The organism is Rheinheimera oceanensis (assembly GCF_018831085.1).
GTDB classification, from domain to species: Bacteria; Pseudomonadota; Gammaproteobacteria; order Enterobacterales; family Alteromonadaceae; genus Alishewanella; species Alishewanella oceanensis.
Genome location: NZ_JAGPNM010000007.1, coordinates 42692 through 61717, shown reverse-complemented (window position 1 = coordinate 61717; position 19026 = coordinate 42692). Strand labels below are relative to the sequence as shown.

The window sequence follows — 19026 nt, the reverse complement described above, 5'->3', positions numbered from 1 at the left end:
CATGTGTGGTATAGCAGGAATTTATCAGCTGAAAACCCAGGCTACGCCTGAATCGCAAGTTCTGGCTAAAATGAATGACAGCCAGTGGCACCGGGGCCCGGATGCAGGAGACTACTTTTTTCAACCGACGGTTGGCCTGGCGCACCGCCGGTTATCAATTATTGATATTGCCGGCAGCCCGCAACCTATGCAAAGCGCCAATGCACAGGCCTGCATCGTATTTAACGGTGAAATCTACAATTACCGTGAACTGCGTCAGGAGCTGCTTGGTAAGGGCTATCAGTTTAATACCAACGGTGATACCGAAACTATCCTTAATGCCTGGCTCGAATGGGGTGAGGACTGCGTGCATCACCTGCGCGGTATGTTCGCTTTTGCTATCTGGGATAGCAGCCGCCAGTGTCTGTTTCTGGCACGTGACCGTCTTGGCATTAAACCACTGTTTTACTCGCTGCTTGATGATGGCCAGTTTATTTTTGGCTCAGAACTTAAAGTACTGCGCAACCATCCGGATTTTGTTACCACACTGCGCGACAGTACTATCGAAGACTATTTCAGCTTTGGCTATATTCCAGAGCCTTATACTATTTACCAGCACAGCTATAAGTTAGCGCCGGGCCACACCTTGTTGTTACAGCACGGCCAGGCACAGCTTAGCGAGCCCAAACAGTACTGGGATGTGCCGACGCAATGGCAAGCTGCCGTAACAGAGCAGGAGCTAAGCGCAGAGCTGATCACCCGGTTTCGTGAAGCGGTTGATATTCGTCTGGTAGCAGAAGTACCGCTGGGGGCCTTTTTATCCGGTGGTGTCGATTCAAGTGCCGTTGTCGCTATGATGGCCGACCTGCAAAGTGATCCGGTTAATACCTGCTCTATTGGTTTTGACAGTCCACAATTTAATGAAACCGAATTTGCCCGTCAGGTTGCCACGCGTTATAACACTAACCACCATGAAAATGTCGTTAGCCAGAACGATTTTGAACTGCTGGATCAACTGGCAGACTTGTACGACGAGCCTTATGCCGACAGCTCTGCAATACCCACCTACCGCGTATGTCAAATGGCCCGCCAGCATGTCACAGTAGCATTAAGCGGCGATGGTGCCGACGAGTTATTTGCTGGCTATCGCCGCTATAAGCTGCACCTGAATGAAGAGCGTTTTCGTAACTGGTTGCCACTGGCAGTAAGAAAGCCTATTTTCGGCTTGCTGGGTAAAATTTATCCTAAACTGGACTGGGCACCGCGCTTTTTACGCGCAAAAACCACCTTTCAGTCATTGGCAATGGACACTGTTGCCGGCTACCACAACTCTATTGCTATTTTGCGCCAGGATCAGCGCGACAGGCTGTTTTCGCCGGCGTTTAAACAGCGTCTCAACGGTTACAGCTCGCTGGAAGTATTTCGCCGCTACGGTGCCAAAGTTAAACATCTTGACCCGATGAAAATAGCCCAGTATCTGGATATGAAAACCTATCTGGTGGGCGATATTCTTACCAAAGTAGACCGCGCCTCCATGGCGCACTCACTTGAAGTACGGGTGCCGTTTTTAGATCACAAATTTGTCGAGTGGGCCTTTACCGCTGATTCAGGCGCTAACTTGCAAAATGGCGTGGGTAAGTTCTCGCTGAAAAAAGCCCTGGAACCGCATTTACCGGCTGATGTGCTGTATCGTAAAAAAATGGGCTTTGCCGTTCCGCTGGCTGAATGGTTTCGCGGGCCATTGCAGCAAAAGCTGCAGGATAAATTGTTGTCCGACGTGATGATTAACAGCGGCTACTTTAATGTTACCGAGTTAAAACAGCTGATTGACGATCACAAACGCGCCCTGAAAGATAACAGCGCAGCACTATGGACACTGCTGATGTTTTCAGCGTTTCTGGAGCGCAACAGCAAATGAAGATCCTGCATATTTTTGATCATTCTTTGCCATTACACAGTGGCTATACGTTTCGCTCACGCGCTATTTTGCAGCAGCAACGTAAACTCGGCTACCAGACATGCCATGTTACCAGCCCGAAACACCCCACCGAAAAGCAAGGTACAGAACAAGCCGAAGGCTTCAGCTTTTACCGTACTTTGCCTTATAGCAGCTGGTTTTGGAGTTTACCGGTATTAAAAGAGCTGGCTGTGGTATTGGCGCTAAAAAAACGCATCTTAGAGATTATCAGCGAAGAAAAACCCGACATACTGCATGCGCACTCGCCAGCACTAAACGGTCTGGCAGCATTATGGGCGGCCAAAAAAGCCAAACTGCCGGTAGTGTATGAAATACGGGCGTTTTGGGAAGATGCCGCAGTTGACCATGGTACCTGCACCGAAGGTGATCTGCGTTATAACATGACGCAATCGCTGGAAACCCACGTGGCGAAAAAAGCAGATGCTGTTACCACTATTTGTGAGGGTTTAAGGCAAGACCTTGTCAGCCGTGGCATTAGCGCAGACAAAATAACCGTGATCCCCAATGCGGTTGACCCTGAGCAGTTTCAGCTTATTCGTGAAAAAAACACCGTGCTAGAGTTGCAGTTTAAACTGAAGAACAAGCCGGTACTGGGCTTTCTTGGTTCGTTTTACGCCTATGAAGGCTTGGATCTGCTGATCAGGGCTCTGCCATTGATCAGGCAAAAAGTGCCGGATGCCATGCTATTACTTGTTGGCGGCGGGCCACAACAAGAGGCATTGCAGCAGTTGGTTAGCGAGCTTCAGCTTGAAGACGCCGTAATTATGCCGGGCCGGGTAGCACACCGCGATGTGATGCAATATTACAGCCTGGTCGATTTACTGGTATATCCGCGTAAAGCCATGCGCTTAACAGAGCTGGTAACACCACTAAAACCGCTGGAGGCTATGGCGCAGGGTATGATGCTGCTGGCATCTGATGTCGGCGGCCATTTAGAGCTGATTGAACATGCCAAAACCGGCTGGTTATTTCAACGCGACAATATTGATGATCTGGCCGAGCAAGCTGTCAGAGCACTAAAAAATTTCAGCACCAACGACAGTATTATTGATAATGCACTGCACTATATCCAGACAGAACGTAACTGGGCGGTATCTGTGAACCGTTACGCTGATGTTTATGCGGGGCTGACTCGTGTCTGATAGCGTAAGCAACCTACATATCTGCCTTGTTGGCCCTATCCCGCCGCCCGCTGGCGGCATGGCAAACCAAACCCGGCAACTTAAAGCGTTGCTTAAACAAGATGGTGCTACCGTTGAACTGGTTGCAGTAAATGCGCCTTACCGCCCAGCGTTTATTGGCCGTATTGCAGGCCTGCGGGCCCTGTTCAGGCTGGTGCCTTATATTATTAACCTGTATCAGGCTGTTGGCAGAGCACAAGTGGTACATATCATGGCAAACTCTGGCTGGTCATGGCACTTGTTTGCTGCACCCGCTATCTGGATAAGCTACCTGCGGCGCACACCGGTTATCGTAAATTACCGTGGCGGGCACGCCGAAACATTTTTTGCCGCCAGTTGGCGCAAAGTGCATTTCTCACTGCGTCGTGCCAGTGCCGTGCTGGTACCGTCTGCTTTTTTGCAGCAGGTATTTGCCAGCTATGATCAGCCATCTGCGATAGTGCCAAATATTCTTGACCATACGCTGTTTTATCCGGCCTCAGCCACCAAAACAGAACCGGTAACAGCACCGCACTTTATTGTTACCCGTAATCTGGAAGCCATTTACGATGTAGCTACGGCACTAAAAGCCTTTGAGCTGATTTATCTGCAGTACCCACAGGCAAAGTTAACCATTGCCGGTACCGGCCCTTTGTTAGCACAGTTGCAACAACAGGTGCAACAAAGCGGCTTAACTCGGGCGGTACACTTTGCCGGTAGGCTGGACACACCACAAATGGCCGAACTGTACCGCAGCGCTGATATCATGCTAAACAGCAGCCTGGTTGATAACTCCCCTAATTCGGTTATTGAAGCCATGGCCTGCGGTGTGCCGGTAATAAGCACCAACGTTGGCGGTATTCCACGCCTGGTGACAGACAAAACCGATGCTCTGCTGACAGAGCCGGGCGATTATCAGGCTATGTTTATCTGTGCACAACAACTGCTGACCTCTCCGGCATTACGCCGGCATTTAGTGCAAAACGGCCTGCTAAACAGCAGCCGCTTTCACTGGCACATAGTTGGCAGGCAACTGGCCGGACATTACAATACGGCAATACGCGCCATGGAGCACCAGGCATGACAGCGCTTTATACCCGGTTTATCTCAGCCGTTATTTTTCCGCTGCAGGAATTTCTTAAAAAGCATGATAGCGTGCGCCGCCGCCGTCAGTTAGAGCAAAGCCAGTGGTTAGCAGCGGAAAAACTGCAGCAACTGCAAAACCACAACCTGCAGCGCTTTATTACCCAGCTTTACCAGCAGGTGCCGTACTACCGTAGTCTGATGCAACAACACAGCCTTACACCTGATGATATTCAAACTGCGGCCGACTTAAGCAAATTGCCATTTTTAACTAAAGCGCTGATCAGCGAGCATTTTACTGAGTTAAAAGCTGGCAACGCCGGTGAGCTGAAACGCTTTAATACCGGCGGTTCCAGTGGCCAGCCACTGATTTTTTTACTCGGCAACGAGCGGGTATCGCACGATGTAGCAGCCAAATGGCGGGCAACGCGCTGGTGGGGTGTAGATATTGGTGACAAAGAAATTGTAGCCTGGGGCTCACCCATTGAGCTTAATGTCCAGGACAAAGCCCGCATCTGGCGCGACCGGCTGTTTCGCTCAGAACTGGTACCGGCGTTTGATTTAACTGAAGATAAACTACTTAGCTTTTTGCAGCAAATACGCGATGTTAAACCACGTATGTTATTTGGCTATCCGTCGGTTTACCACTTGCTGGCACAAACGGCACAGCGCCATGGCATTGCCATGGACAACCTGGGTATTAAAGTGGTTTTTGTTACCTCTGAGCGGCTCTACCCTTATCAGCGTGAGTTAATAAGCACCGTATTTGGCGCGCCGGTAGCCAACGGCTATGGCGGCCGCGATGCCGGCTTTATTGCCCACCAGTGCCCGCACGGCGGCATGCATTTATCCTACGAAGACATCATTGTAGAAATAGTCGATGCCCAGGGCCAGGTACTGCCTGCCGGGCAAGCCGGAGAAATTGTGGTTACTCACCTGGCAACGTCTGAGTTCCCTTTTGTGCGCTATCGTACCGGCGATGTTGGCACCATAGCGACAGAACGTTGCAGTTGTGGCCGCAGTTTGCCACTGCTGGAATCAATTGAAGGGCGCAGCACTGATTTTGTTAAGGCTGCAGACGGCACTATGATGCACGGCCTGGCACTGATTTATATTCTGCGCGATATTAGTGGTATAACAGCCTTTAAAATTGTGCAGGAGTCACTCAGCCTGACAACTGTGCAGGTGGTATGGCAGCAGGGAGAACTACCAGTTGCAGTACGCCAGCAAATCAGTAGTGGCCTCAAAGCCAGGCTGGGACAAAATGTGGACATTGATGTGCAACAGTGTAGCGAAATAAAACCAGAAAAGTCAGGCAAGTATCGCTACGTTATTAGCAAGGTAACCGCAGCATGATCGACAGTTTTTACCTGTTAACAGCCATAATCGCGGTGTGCTATTTGTTATATTGGGCTGACAGGCAGGATAAAAGCTGATGCGCGATTTATTACTGGTTCTGTTTTTATTTGTCGCGATTTACTTCTGCTTTAAACGGCCATTCTTGGGTATTGCATCCTGGGCATGGATCTCGCTGATGGCCCCGGCGAACTGGGCATTTGGTTTTTCCAGCAGTTTCCGGCTTAACCTGACCATAGTACTGGTTACGGTTATCTCTTATATTGTGGTGCAAAAGCGAAAGACATTTGCTTTTAATTCAATAAGCTTCTGGATTTTGCTATTTGGCATCTGGACACTAATAACCTCGTTTACCAGCTTGCACAGTATCTCAACGTACGCCACTGACTACTGGCAGCAGTTTATTAAGGTATTAATTTTTTACTTCTTTATATCTCTGATTATTAATAAAAAACTACATATCGACACCTTAATATGGGCAATTGTGCTGGCTATTTCATCCTATGCGGCCATGGAGTCGGTTAAGTTTATTCTGTCAGGTGGCGGCCATATGGTTACAGGCCGGGCTGGTGCTATCCGCGATCGCAACGATTTCGCCGTTGCGGTTAATATGTGTATTCCATTGATTGTCTATCTGATCTACGCCACCCGGCATTATTACTTAAAACTGGGTTTATGGGGCCTGTTGCTAATGAACATTCTTGCTATTGTTGGCACGGGTTCGCGCGGTGGTTTTATTGGCCTGACAATACTGGCATTAGCATTCTGGTGGAAATCTAAACGTAAACTACTTTGGGCCTTGTTAGCCATTATCATTTTGCCCACGGCTTACCAATCGACACCGGAACATTGGCGGGAAAGACAAAGTACCATTGAAACCGCATCCACCGACGACGCCTCTTTTATCGGCAGGTTATGGGCCTGGAAAATTGCAGTTATGATAGCGCGCGACCACCCTATTACAGGTGCCGGCTTTATGGGCGCAACAGACCATTTGGTATGGCACAGCTATGCGCCTTTCACACCGTTTTTTGGCCCGATTGAAACACCGGAGATCCCCGAAGGTTCAGCGCCTAAAGCCGCACATAATATTTATTTCCAGGTATTGGGAGATCACGGCTATGTTGGCCTGGGCATTTTCCTGATGATTTTAATGAGTATGTTATGGGTAAACCGAAGTAGCCGGTTAAAAGCCAAAAAATATCAACAGCTCTGGTGCGAAAAACTCAGCGCGGCAATATCATTATCCCTGATAGGCTTTTGTGTTACCGGTGCTAACGTTAGCCTGGCCTATTTTGACTTATTCTATGCCCTGGCCGGCATCGTCTCTGCTATATCGATATATAAACTTTATCAGCCGGAACAGCCGCCAGCTAAAAGCGAAGTCGCGGTAGAAAGCACTCCCTACCGGCCAAAGCTGACCTACTAAATAACACCTGCACGGCCGAAACTCTGCGCTTAATTAAGCACAGATATGCCTTAAGGTATTATTCTGCCTTGTGCCTGCAGTTTATTTCTCAGCCCCGGCACAGGGTAGCCAAGCTGGTAAGCTCTGGTGGCATACTGCACGGCATCATCAGTTTGCCCGGCATCAAGTGAGTACCAGCCTAAAAAGTAGTTTAACTCTGCCGATTCTGCCTGCAAACTGTCCGGTGCCTGCTTCAATACTTTTAGTGCTGCTTTGGCATCGCCGTTTCTTTTCAGGTAATAAGCTAAAGCCGTGTAAGACAGAGAGTTATTTTTGTGTGTTTTTAGTAAGCCACGCAGCGTCTCAAAACCGGCTTTTTTATCACCCATTTCAAAATGCACCTTGGCCATATCAATATAAATTTCCGGATACCAGCTGTGGTCTTTATTGATATTACGTGCAGTAAACTGAATTTCACTCAAAGCCCGTTTTAAACTTGCCTCACGCAAATTTCCCGAGCTTGCCTCTGCACGTTTGAGGTACACCACGCCGGCACAATAGTGCCAGGCCCCGCCGGCAGATTCAGCAAAGGCCAGGGCCTTGCTACCTTCGGCTTTACTCTGGTTAGGATACAAACCGGATTTACGCGCAGCACCGGTGGCAGAGTAGGCCAGTTTACAGCGCTGATCCCAGGCATTGAACTCGGCCTGCGTAGGCGTAAAGTCAAAACCCAAAACAGATGTTGGTAATATTAGTGCTGCGGTATAAAGAAAAGCTGATTTTTTCATCATTACCATCCGTGATAAATATTATTGAACGCGAAAACGCATTAACCATAGCAAAATCCGGCCAATTTAGCATTAGTGATCATCCGGCTTTAACTTTAGTGCGTCAGACGTTAGAATGGCGCATTGCCGTAAAAGTTATGGCAACAATTCAAGAGGATTGCATGGATAGCATATCCAGCCGGGCCCGAACGGCCTTCAGATGGACATTAAGTTTACGCCTGCTGTCACAGGTATTCACCTGGCTGGCATCACTGTTAGTTATCCGTCTGCTTACTCCTGCTGATTATGGCATAGTTGCCATTGCTGAAATGGTCCTGATGCTGGCACTACAATTTGCCAGCGCCGGATTGGGTGATGTGCTGGTGCGGCAAAAACAGCTGGATGAGCCTTACATCAGAAAAATTCTCTGCTTACTGATGCTGCTAAACGGTAGCCTGGCCATATTGCAGCTCAGCTTTGCTGGTGCTGTGGCGGCTTTTTACCAGCAACCCGCTTTGCAATATGTGTTATACGCTTCGGCAACTGTGTTTTTGGTTATGCCATGGATCACAGTGTCATCTAACCTGCTTGCCAGAGAAATGAATTTTAAAAGCCGCTCTAAAATCGATTTTGCAGCCACCCTCAGCGGCAGTGCGCTGGCCTTACTGCTGGCATTTTACGGTTTTGGTTTCTGGTCATTAATACTGTCAAATATTGCGGTGGTGTTTATCCGTGCTGTTGGCTATAACCTGGCGCTGCGCCGGTTTTACTTACCTCTGTTTCAGTTCAGTGGCATGCTGCCGGCTTTAAAATTTGGCCTGACACTGATGGCTACCGGCATACTGTTTACCCTGTTTATGAAAGCCGACATTCTGATTGCTGCCAGATTCATTGAGGCAAACCAGTTGGGATATTACGCCGTGGCCATGCATCTGGCATTAATGCCAATGACAAAAGCCATGCCGCTGATTAATGAAGTGGCCTACCCGATGTATGCCGCTATCGGGCATGACAAGCAAAAGTATCAGCAGGTATTCTGCTATATGCTGCGCATTATTACGTTATTCTGCTTTCCGTTATTTTATGGTTTTGCCGCCACGGCTGACGAGCTGGTGCAACTGATACTGGGCCAGCACTGGAGTCATGCTGTGTTACCATTGCAACTGATACTGCTGACAATACCGCTGCGTATTATTTCAAACCTGTTTACCCCTCTGATGAAAGCATTAGGCTTTCCATCTACCGGGCTTATTCACGTTAGTTTTTCACTGCTGCTTACTGCTATTGCCATTTATTTTGCATCAGGTTACGGCATTACTGCAGTGGCGGCGTCCTGGCTTATTACCACCCCGCTGTTTTTTCTGTTTGCGGTATACTTGTGCGCTTCGCGCGCGGGTATCAGCAGCACGGCGATTATCGGGGCAGTGATACCACCATTGTTGTTATCCTGCACGATGTTGGGGCTATTGTACGCTATGCAGCAACTGCTATTGGCTGACATGGCAATGCTACTGCGGCTGGTGATCATGATAGTGGCTGGCGCAGTGTTTTATGCGCTTGCTCTGCGCTTGTGTTTTAAAGAACGTTTTAACGAAGCCCTGAAATTCAGGCTCTGATACAAGGACAGTATTTTGCAGCTTTATTATTTTAAAGACAAAGAAGGTAATTTCGGCGACGATCTGAATCCCTGGTTATGGCAGCAGCTATTCCCGGATTTTTTCCGTGCCGATGCAGCCGAGCTGTTTGTTGGTGTAGGTACTCTGCTGAACCACCGTATTCCACCGGCACCAGCGGTAACCGTTTTTGGTTCCGGCCACGGTTATGGCCAGTTACCAGCCATTAATGCAAACTGGAAGTTCTATTGTGTCCGCGGCCCGCTAACAGCACAGGCGCTGGGGCTGCCCGCAGAGCTGGCAATTACTGACCCGGCGTCATTGTCTGCACAGTTGTATGCTCCTGCTGTAGAAAAACACTATAAAGTCAGTTTTATGCCGCACTGTGAAAGCGCCCGGCTGGGTGACTGGGAAACAGTATGCCAGCAGGCGGGTATCCACTTTCTTGATCCGAGAAAACCTTTCTTGCAGGTGTTTGACGGCATCCGCCAGACTGAATTGCTGCTAACAGAGGCAATGCATGGCGCCATACTTGCCGACTCATTCCGTGTGCCATGGATCCCGGTAAAAGCCTATCCGCATATATCAGAATACAAATGGCAAGACTGGCTGCAATCAGTACAGCTAACAGCAGACTTTGCCACTATTCCGCCGGTATGGCGCGGCGATCAAGCGGCAGAAAAAACCGTACGGCTGAAAAACATGCTTAAACGCACCCTGCAAAATACACCGCTATGGCGCTCAGGCTGGGGAGCACCGCCACCGCGCCAGTCTGCCCGGCAACATATCGATCTGGTGGCAGCAAGGCTGACAGATATTGCCAGGCTCACACCGCCACATCTGAGCAGCAACACGGTGTTTAGTAACAATACAATACGCCTGCAGGAAAAAGTACACCAGTTTAAGCAGGACTTTGGTATTTGCAATGGTATCTGAAATGACAAGCCCTTTAGTCAGTGTCATTATCCCGTGCTATAACAGTGCAGCACATATTAGCGCAGCGATTGACAGCGTACTGGCGCAGGATTACAGCAATATCGAAGTCATCGTAGTTGACGATGGTTCAACCGATAACAGCATTGATATTTTGCGCCAATTTGGTGACAAAATTACCATACTGCAGCAAGCTAACCAGGGGCCCGCCGCCGCACGAAATGCCGGTATGCGCATCGCCAACGGTCAGTTTATTGCATTTAATGACAGCGATGATTTATGGTTACCCGGTAAATTAACCGCACAGATTTCCTATTTACAACAACACCCGGATATCGGTTTATGCTATTGCGGCTGGGTCATCTGGCATGATGAAACGTCGCTGGAGCAAATCTCAGCTCAACTGGCTGATACCAAACAGGCTGATACAGCTGAAGATACCTATTACAGTGGTTGGTTATACCTGAAGCTGCTGAAAGATTCGGTTATCCATACCATCACAGCCGTACTACGCCGGGAAGTAATAGAAGACATTGGTATGTTTAATACGGATTACCGCATTGGCGAAGATCACGATTTATGGCTGCGGATATCGCAACGTTATCAAATGGCCAAGCTGTCCCGAACCTATGCGGTTTACCGCGATAACCCTGACAGCACAACAAAAAAAGTACATGCGAAAAACTTCAGCCTGCTGGTGCTTGAATCTGCGGTGGCACGCTACGGCCTTACCTGCCCTTCCGGCGCACGCGAATCTCAGGCGGTTGTTAACAACTATCTGGGCGGCCGGCATTTTACTTATGGCTATAATGCCATGATGCAAGGCCACCGGGATAAAGCGCTGGTATCGTTTAAAGGCTGCATTCGCTATCGTTACCGGTTGGGTAAAGCAATACTGCTTAGCGCTATATGCGCAGTACCGCCGCTGTATAAACTGTTTTTACGTAAAAAAATACCGGCCAGTAGTTAAGTGAAACAATGATTGTTAACTGTGAATAAAGTAAGGAATACAACAATGTGGCGCCATGCAGGAACTTACACCTCTACAGCAACTGATGCCGGTGCTACCACACCGCACACCAATATGCTTAGCCTTAATGGTACAGGTGCATTGAATACCCTGCATATTTTCAGCCAGCGCCCGTTGCAGGTAGCAGAAGACGACCAGACACTGGTGTGTCTGCTGGGCCGGGTAAGGCCATATAACCAGGATTACCTGCCAGGCGATGCCGCACAATGGTTTCTACAGCTGTATCAGCAACAGCCACATCAGTTTTATCCGCAGATCGCCGGTTTCTTTGTATTGATTATTGCCGACAAACTTCAGGGCACGATCCGGATAGTTAATGACCACGTCGGCGCCGTGCCTTGTTATATCGACAGCAGGCAGCACGGTACACTGCTGCTGAGCGATAGCCTGTCGTTATTGCGCCGGCACAACCCCAGCGTAAGCCTGGATACTCAGGCAGTTTATAACTACTTGTATTTTCACTGCATTCCATCGCCTGATGCGATATATCAGCAGATTAAAAAACTGGAACCGGGTGTCGCCCTTACAATAAACGCCGACGGTAACCTACACAGCGAAACCTATTATCAGCCGGATTTCACCCCATCAACCGCACCGCAACAGGTATTACAGCAGCAATGTCAGCAACTGATCTCTGAAGCCGTTGCTCGTAATATCAGCCCTGGTTGTGCCGCCTTTTTAAGTGGTGGGCTGGATAGCTCAACTGTTGCCGGTATGCTGGCAAAACACAGCGCTGATACTGGTGTTAGTGCAAAAACCTACTCTATTGGTTTTGAAGCCAAAGGTTACGACGAAACAGCCTACGCCCTGATCACAGCAAAACATTTCGGCACCGAACATAAAGTGCATTACCTGCAACCGGAAGAGATTACACAGCATTTCAGCACTGTGGCTGCCGCCTTTAACGAGCCCTTTGGTAATTCTTCTGCCATGGCTGCTTATATCTGCGCCAAAGTAGCTGCAGACGATGGTATAAAAGTGCTGTTAGCCGGTGATGGCGGTGACGAAATATTTGCCGGTAATGAGCGTTACGTAAAACAAAAAACCTTTGAACATTACCGCGCCCTGCCAGGCTTACTACAGTCATCACTGGACTTATGTTTTTACAACAACTTTGCGGCGAAATTACCGGGGCTGAAAAAAGCATATAGCTATATTAATCAGGCCAAAGTTGCCTTGCCGGATCGGCTGGACAGCTACAACTTTTTAAACCGGTTTGATATTAAGCAAATGTTTTGCCCGGAGTTTATCGCCCATATTGACAGCCAGTTGCCGCTACAGCAAAAGCAACAACGCTATAAAGCTTGCCGCTCTGCTGATGCCGTTGATTGCATGATGTACCTGGACTGGAAGTTTACCCTGGCCGATAACGATCTGGTTAAAGTTAGCAGCATGTGTCAGTTGGCAGGCGTTGAAGTGCGTTACCCGTTGTTTGAAAAAGAAGTGGTCGACTTTAGCTGCAAAGTCAGCGCCGGTATCAAAGCACCAGGGCAAAAACTGCGTGATTTTTACAAACGTAGTTTTACCGGTTTTCTGCCCGATGCCACCCTGAGCAAAAGCAAACATGGTTTTGGCCTGCCGTTTGGCGTATGGATGAAACAACAACCAAAACTGCAGCAAATAACGGCCAACAGCCTTGCCAGCCTGAAACAGCGCAATATTATTCAGCCAGCCTTTATTGATCAGGCGTTGGCAACCTATCAGCAGGGCCATTCGGGTTATTATGGCGAACTGGTATGGATTATGGTTACGCTGGAGCTGTGGCTGCAACAACATGAGGCTGGTTATGTTGCATAAAATACTGCAAGTTACCGGTAAATTGCTGGGCCGCAATAAGCTAAATATTCTGATTTACCATCAGGTACTGGCAAAGCCCGATCCTATGCGGCCAAGCGAACCTACCGCAGAGATATTCGACTGGCAAATGCGCTTATTGCGCAACTATTTTAGCCCGCTGTCACTACAGGATGCCCTGCAACACCTGCAAAACAATACTTTGCCTGCCAATGCAGTGTGTGTCACCTTTGACGATGGCTATCTGAATAACCTGACCGTAGCGCAGCCTATTCTGGCTAAATACGGTATCCCGGCCACGGTGTATGTTGCTACAGCGTTTAGCCAGGGCACCAATATGTGGAATGACCGGCTGATTTATCTGTTCTCGCAACCTGAGCGCCAGCGACTGTTGCTGGACGATACACAGCTAACCTTAACTGATGCCGCAGACCGGCGCAGTAAAGCACAGCAATGGCTGAAAAAACTAAAATATTTACCCGTAGCCCAGCGGCTGGAAAAAATTAACCAGTTTTATCAGCAAAATAATGCCACTGAGCAAGAACCACTGATGATGTCACCTGCACAGATAAAGCAGCTATCGGATAGCGGCGTTACCATTGGCGCTCATACGGTAAACCACCCTATTTTAAAAGTGTTGCCTGAAGAACAGCAGTTGCAGGAAATTACTCAGTCCAGGCAGCAACTGGAAAACTGGCTTGGCAAAGCAGTACAGCATTTTGCCTACCCTAACGGGGTACAAGATACCGATTTTGATGACTCTACGGTAAAACTGGTCGCCAAAGCCGGTTTTAGCAGTGCGGTGATTACTAACTGGGGCATTTGCACGGCAGCTACCCCGCCCTATTTGCTAAACCGCTTTACCCCCTGGGATAAAAGCCCGCTAAAATTCCACTGCCGGCTAATCCTTAACTATACCAAGCCTGCATATGTCTGACCCGGTTTACTGGCAAGTACAGCTGTTTAACATTGACGATCCGCAATTTTTTGCGGATTGGGCAGTATTAAGCAATAGCTATCATGGCAATAATCAATTACTTGGCACTGAGTTTCTTACCTCATTATTAGCTTATTTTAGCCATACTCCGTTGTATCAGGTACGGGCTGTGTGGCAGGGGCAAGTACAATGCCTGATGTTGTTACGACAGCGAAACAAGCTGATTTGGGAGTTGTATAAGCCCAGCCAGGCTCAGGTAGGCTTGCTGCTGATCAATCCTGCTTTTAAGCCCGATATAACCACATTACTTCGCGCTTTACCCGGCATAGCAGCCCGTATCGATTTTCTCAGCCTGGATCCGGCAGAACATCTGGCGCTACTCAATACACTGAATGAACAACAGCAGGCATTTTATGCCACCAACATGCAGATCAGTTTGCAAGACACCTTCGACAGCTATTGGCAACTACGCTCAAAAAATCTGCGTAAAAATATGTCGCGCTATGAAAACCGCCTGCAACGTGAAAATACCACGCTTGATTTTCGTCAGATCAGTAGCGCGCAGCATATTAAAGCTGCTGTAGATCGCTACGGTATGATCGAGTCTAAAGGCTGGAAAGGTAAACTCGGTACAGCCTTGCACCCCAGTAACCGGCAAGGTCAGTTTTACCGTGATTTTTTATATCAGTTGGCACAACAAAATAATGCTGTCGTTTATGAGTATTACATACAAGACCGGCTTGTAGCCTCCAGGCTATGCTGTATCAAACAAGATATGCTGATTATTTTGAAAACTACTTTTGATGAAGAGTTTAAAAGCTTCGCATTGGGCCGCCTGTTGCTAAAGCAGATCCTGCATACGCTGTTTGCCAACCACTGCGTAAAAATCGTCGATTTTTATACTAACGCCTCACCAGAACAACTTGAATGGGCCACCGACACCCGCTCTATATACAACGGTACCGTGTATGCAGAAAACATCGTGGGCAAAACGCTGCAATTATTAACCCGGCTAAAGCAAAAACTGAAGAAAAAACCCATGGCAGAGGTAGCAGAGCCATGACTGAGCCCGCAGTGCAACCTGGTCCCTCAGCTTTACCGCCGGTGTTTGTCAGCGACTACTGGTTCAGCGCTTTTGCTGAGCATGTAAACCATAACAAACACAACTTTAGCCTGCCTTTAACAGGGCAGGCAGGTGTCGCTTTTTTTAGCTGCAACCCAAGCCCGGCAGACCATACTCTGCACAGTATGGCAAATTACTACTCGCCAATCTTTGGTATTGCCGGGCAGCCAATAACAACTGTGCCCTGCGCCTCGGCATTACAGCAGCACGCCAGTATATTTTCAGCCTACGATTACATTAATATTTTGCCGCTGTATAGCTGCCAGGCGCAAGCCTGGTGCCAAAGCTTTGCCACAATAGGCTTTAAGGGGTTTATTTATCAACACTCAGTAAACTGGTACGAACCCAATATCAGTAGCTTGACGCAATACTGGCAACGCCGGCCCAGTCAGCTGAAAAATACGCTAAAACGTAAACAGGAGCTGATGAATAAAGATGGTAACTTTACCGTAAAAATATACAGCGAAGGTTCGGCAGAGGTACTGATGCAAGCCCTGATTGATTATCATCAGGTGTATTACCGCAGTTGGAAACGCTCTGAACCCACCCCGGCCTTTATCGACTGTATATGCCAACATAACTGGCAAATTAATGCACTGCGCATTGGCGTCATATACTACAACAACGAACCAATAGCGGCACAAATCTGGTTTGTTTACGACACGACAGCCGCCATTTTCAAACTGGCTTATAACAACGATTTTACCCGTTTCAGCCCCGGAACTGTGCTGACTGCTGCATTACTTGAACACGTTATTTGCCACGACAACGTTAATACGGTAGATTTTCTTACCGGCAATGACGATTATAAAAAAGACTGGATGTCAGCAAAACGGCCACTTTATGGTATTCAGCTTTGCAATAAACGGACTTGGCGCGGCAAACTAAGAGCGCTGGCTAACTATGCCGGTAACTTTAAACGCAAACCAACGGTGTAATAAGCACACTGCCTTTAGCACCGCTTTACTATCACCCTACTGCTTTCACTATGCTTCGCAACTGCAGTTTTGACAGCGCCTGATGCACTGGTAGTTGCACCAGATGCTGTTGATAATCACCAGCAATACCTGTGGCTGGTGTTGCCAGCTCTTCCCAACGCAGTACCTGGATCTGTTGCAGCCGTATTCGCGTAAAGCTATTAACGTCATGCAATAAAAATGGCAGTACATAAGGCACGTCATGCTGTGTCAGCGCCGGATATAATACCCGCCCTGCACTGCTGTGCTTAAGCTGCTCTGCAAGATACTGATAATTGTCCCGTCGTTGTTTGCTAATGGCAGCGTAATTACTACGTAACATCAGCCAGCGGCTGGCGCGTAAACAATCAGCTGTTTGCATAGCAGCACGAAAATAACGCAAACCTGCATCAGCAGCGCTGTTAACCGGCCGGTTACCGGCTCGCAGCGCTTTTAATTCTGTTATAAAATCCGGCGCAACCTGAGCAGAACCGTTGTAGCCAGGCAGATATAATACACCACCATCTGCACTGCCGAGTGTTTTAGCAACACTGCTGACACTGGCACTGATAGCTGTTGGTGTTGCCGCACAGGTTTGCCAGAAATGCACCAGGCTGTGTGCGTTATCTTCAATTACCCGTTTGTTCGCCGCAAACGCCTGCTGAATAAGATCATCAGCATTCTGGCTAAAACCAAAATAACGCACCACCACCACATGGGTTACCTGCGAGGTAAGTAAGTGGCTAAAAGTAGCCAAATCGGTGCTTAAATCGGCCAACTGCGGATAAAATACAATGTTGTAACCGGCATAAATAAATGGTTCGACTAAAGCCGGGCAATGATACGCCGGTAACAACACGGTATTTTGCTGCGTGCTCTGTTTTAAATACAAAGCTGCTGCTGCCAAAGCATATCTGGCACGGCTGAAAGTGCTGATATCGTTAACAGGTAGCGGATGCCGCCGTAAGCTACTACCTGCTAAGCTAAAGGCTGGTTGCGCTTTAATCAGCGAAGGCGGGAAATGTTTGGCATCCATCAGCGGCGCAGAAAATTGTACAGACATTGACTCAATCCATGAATTCACACCCGCACTATGCTATAGCAGTACCTCTGCACAAACAACAACACAAATAGTTGCCATAGCTGTCTAAATACTAAAAGTAGCAACATACAAACTTGGTCATCGCCTCAGCAACGGGTATCATATGGCCTGCTCAGGTTTAAGCACAAGGAAGGCAAGGTGCAACACTCCCCCCTCAGTACCGGTTTTATTCAACTGCAGCAGCGGCAGTTATTTCTTCGCACCGAGCAAAACAGCGCTGACAGCGGCCATGCCGTTATGGTTATTCCGCCTTTTGCCGAAGAAATGAATAAATGCCGCCATCTGTTAAGTGCTGCTATGCGTCAACTGGCCGCTGCCGGTTACAACTGCTTTATGCTGGATAATTATGGCACTGGCGACAGTGCAGGTGATCTGGATCAGGCCAGCATAGACATCTGGCGCGATGATCTCTACCAGCTATTGCTGCTGTTGCAACAACAGGGCTACCAAAGCATTAGCTTTATTGCTGTGCGCTTTGGCGTAATACAACTGTTTGATTTGATGAATAAACACAGTTTACCCTTGCCATTACAACAACTGGTGTTATGGCAGCCGGTATTTGATGTCAGCAAATTCTGGCAGCAGTTTGTACGCTTGAAGGTGGCAGAGGCTATGGCAGCAGGCAATAAAACCAGCCAGAAAGATCTGGAGCAACAGCTAACGAATGGCGACAATATCGAAATTGCCGGTTATCCGGTAAGCCCGGCGTTTTATCAAAGCCTGTTAAATAGCAACAGCAGTATTCCGGCGCAGCTGCACAACATTAAGTTGTACTGGCTGGAGACCTCGCAACTGGATACCGTGGCCTTACCGGTACAAAAAATGCGTGAGCAATTGCAACAGCGCTGCCGGCTAAACTACACCCAGCTGAAAGCTGAACCCTACTGGCAAACCACGGAATTGGCCAGCGCAGAGCAACTTATTACCCTGACACTACAGCACTTAACTGAAGGCACGCAGCATGACTGAACACTATCTCAGCCTGGCAGGCGCCGGTTATCAGCTAAGTGCCATTTTGCATCAGGGCGTAGCAACAACCGGCGTATTATTGATCGTGGGCGGGCCACAGTACCGTGTTGGCAGCCACCGCCAGTTTGTTAAGCTAAGCCGCTATCTGGCTACTCAGGGCGTACCATCAATGCGGCTGGATACTGCTGGCATGGGTGATAGCAGCGGCAATAAAGCTGCGTTTTATCAGCAAACAGCAGATATAGAGCTGGCGATTGATGCCTTTTTTCAGCAGTGCCCGCATCTGACACAAGTGGTACTGTGGGGCCTTTGCGATGCTGCCAGTGCCATTTTGATTAAACTCAACCGGCCAGATCCACGTATCGGTGGTGTAATACTACTAAACCCCTGGGTGCGCCAGCAGCAAAGCCATGCCAAAGCCATGTTAAAGCACTACTACTTAAAGCGCCTGTTAAGCCGGCAATTCTGGCATAAGCTATTTGGCGGTGGTATGGCACTGCGGCGCAGCCTTGGCGTGTTCTGGCAAACATTACGGGCCAGCAAAACCCGCGCTGATGCAGCTACTGCCCAGCTTACCGTAACAGAGCAAAACTATGTTGCGGCTATGCTTAGCGGCTGGCAGCAATTTAACGGCAAAGTGCTGCTTATAAGCAGTGGTAACGATTTAACCGCACAGGAGTTTTTGCAACTGTGTGCCGACAACCCGGCCTGGGGCAGGTGTTTACAGGCAGCCGGACATTATCATATCAGCGATGCCAGCCATACCTTTTCCACTGCGCTCTGGCGCGAACAGGTCGAACAGCAAAGCTATAATTTTACGCAGACTATAAATTAAGTG

General features: G+C 48.5%; 16 protein-coding genes. 14 read left to right on the top strand and 2 right to left on the bottom strand.

The features are described from left to right. Position 1 precedes the first annotated feature (1 nt). The 5 genes from J3B89_RS15195 to J3B89_RS15175 all read left to right on the top strand — a co-directional run bounded on the left by J3B89_RS15195 (position 2) and on the right by J3B89_RS15175 (position 6985). Positions 2-1897, top strand: a complete 1896-nt coding sequence (locus J3B89_RS15195; RefSeq protein ID WP_215398457.1) for an XrtA/PEP-CTERM system amidotransferase — start codon at positions 2-4, stop codon at positions 1895-1897. Beyond that, complete coding sequence (locus J3B89_RS15190; protein ID WP_215398456.1) at positions 1894-3099, top strand: TIGR04063 family PEP-CTERM/XrtA system glycosyltransferase; 1206 nt, start codon at positions 1894-1896, stop codon at positions 3097-3099. The genes J3B89_RS15195 and J3B89_RS15190 overlap by 4 nt, the downstream gene beginning before the upstream one ends. A gap of 58 nt (positions 3100-3157) precedes the next feature. Beyond that, on the top strand, positions 3158-4201 hold the full coding sequence (locus J3B89_RS15185; protein ID WP_251372474.1) for a glycosyltransferase family 4 protein: 1044 nt from the start codon (positions 3158-3160) through the stop codon (positions 4199-4201). Continuing rightward, positions 4198-5556: a phenylacetate--CoA ligase family protein gene (locus tag J3B89_RS15180; protein WP_215398454.1), complete on the top strand. Its 1359-nt coding sequence runs from the start codon at positions 4198-4200 to the stop codon at positions 5554-5556. Before J3B89_RS15185 ends, J3B89_RS15180 begins: the two co-directional genes overlap by 4 nt. A 79-nt stretch (positions 5557-5635) precedes the next feature. Then, the gene (locus J3B89_RS15175) at positions 5636-6985 is read left to right on the top strand and encodes a putative O-glycosylation ligase, exosortase A system-associated (protein ID WP_215398453.1); all 1350 of its coding nucleotides are present in this window, start codon (positions 5636-5638) and stop codon (positions 6983-6985) included. Positions 6986-7035: 50 nt separating this feature from the next. Here the strand turns inward: J3B89_RS15175 and J3B89_RS15170 are convergent, their stop codons facing one another. Further along, positions 7036-7755, bottom strand: coding sequence for a tetratricopeptide repeat protein (locus J3B89_RS15170; protein WP_215398452.1), 720 nt, complete (start codon positions 7753-7755; stop codon positions 7036-7038). A 158-nt stretch (positions 7756-7913) separates the two neighbouring features. On the opposite strand from J3B89_RS15170, the gene J3B89_RS15165 reads away from it, so the two are divergent. Genes J3B89_RS15165 through J3B89_RS15135 form a run of 7 tightly spaced genes read left to right on the top strand, consistent with a single transcriptional unit; the run spans position 7914 to position 16099 of the window. Further along, positions 7914-9347, top strand: a complete 1434-nt coding sequence (locus J3B89_RS15165; RefSeq protein WP_215398451.1) for a lipopolysaccharide biosynthesis protein — start codon at positions 7914-7916, stop codon at positions 9345-9347. Between the two features lie 15 nt (positions 9348-9362). Continuing rightward, positions 9363-10280, top strand: a complete 918-nt coding sequence (locus tag J3B89_RS15160) for a polysaccharide pyruvyl transferase family protein (protein WP_215398450.1) — start codon at positions 9363-9365, stop codon at positions 10278-10280. Position 10281: 1 nt separating this feature from the next. After that, positions 10282-11247, top strand: coding sequence for a glycosyltransferase (locus tag J3B89_RS15155; RefSeq protein ID WP_215398449.1), 966 nt, complete (start codon positions 10282-10284; stop codon positions 11245-11247). 45 nt (positions 11248-11292) lie between these two features. Next, on the top strand, positions 11293-13104 hold the full coding sequence (locus tag J3B89_RS15150) for an asparagine synthetase B family protein (protein ID WP_251372472.1): 1812 nt from the start codon (positions 11293-11295) through the stop codon (positions 13102-13104). After that, positions 13094-14038, top strand: a complete 945-nt coding sequence (locus J3B89_RS15145) for a polysaccharide deacetylase family protein (RefSeq protein ID WP_215398447.1) — start codon at positions 13094-13096, stop codon at positions 14036-14038. The genes J3B89_RS15150 and J3B89_RS15145 overlap by 11 nt, the downstream gene beginning before the upstream one ends. Beyond that, positions 14031-15101 (top strand): GNAT family N-acetyltransferase, encoded by a 1071-nt coding sequence (locus J3B89_RS15140; protein ID WP_215398446.1) that lies wholly within the window; start codon positions 14031-14033, stop codon positions 15099-15101. The genes J3B89_RS15145 and J3B89_RS15140 overlap by 8 nt, the downstream gene beginning before the upstream one ends. Further along, positions 15098-16099, top strand: a complete 1002-nt coding sequence (locus J3B89_RS15135; protein WP_215398445.1) for a GNAT family N-acetyltransferase — start codon at positions 15098-15100, stop codon at positions 16097-16099. Before J3B89_RS15140 ends, J3B89_RS15135 begins: the two co-directional genes overlap by 4 nt. Before the next feature lie 31 nt (positions 16100-16130). Here the strand turns inward: J3B89_RS15135 and J3B89_RS15130 are convergent, their stop codons facing one another. Continuing rightward, positions 16131-17180 (bottom strand): aspartate aminotransferase family protein, encoded by a 1050-nt coding sequence (locus tag J3B89_RS15130; protein WP_215398444.1) that lies wholly within the window; start codon positions 17178-17180, stop codon positions 16131-16133. Between the two features lie 177 nt (positions 17181-17357). On the opposite strand from J3B89_RS15130, the gene J3B89_RS15125 reads away from it, so the two are divergent. Then, positions 17358-18188 carry an alpha/beta hydrolase family protein gene (locus tag J3B89_RS15125; RefSeq protein WP_215398443.1) on the top strand — a complete coding sequence of 277 codons (831 nt, stop codon included), beginning with the start codon at positions 17358-17360 and terminating at the stop codon, positions 18186-18188. Beyond that, the gene (locus tag J3B89_RS15120) at positions 18181-19023 is read left to right on the top strand and encodes a hydrolase 1, exosortase A system-associated (protein ID WP_215398442.1); all 843 of its coding nucleotides are present in this window, start codon (positions 18181-18183) and stop codon (positions 19021-19023) included. Before J3B89_RS15125 ends, J3B89_RS15120 begins: the two co-directional genes overlap by 8 nt. Positions 19024-19026: the final 3 nt, after the last annotated feature.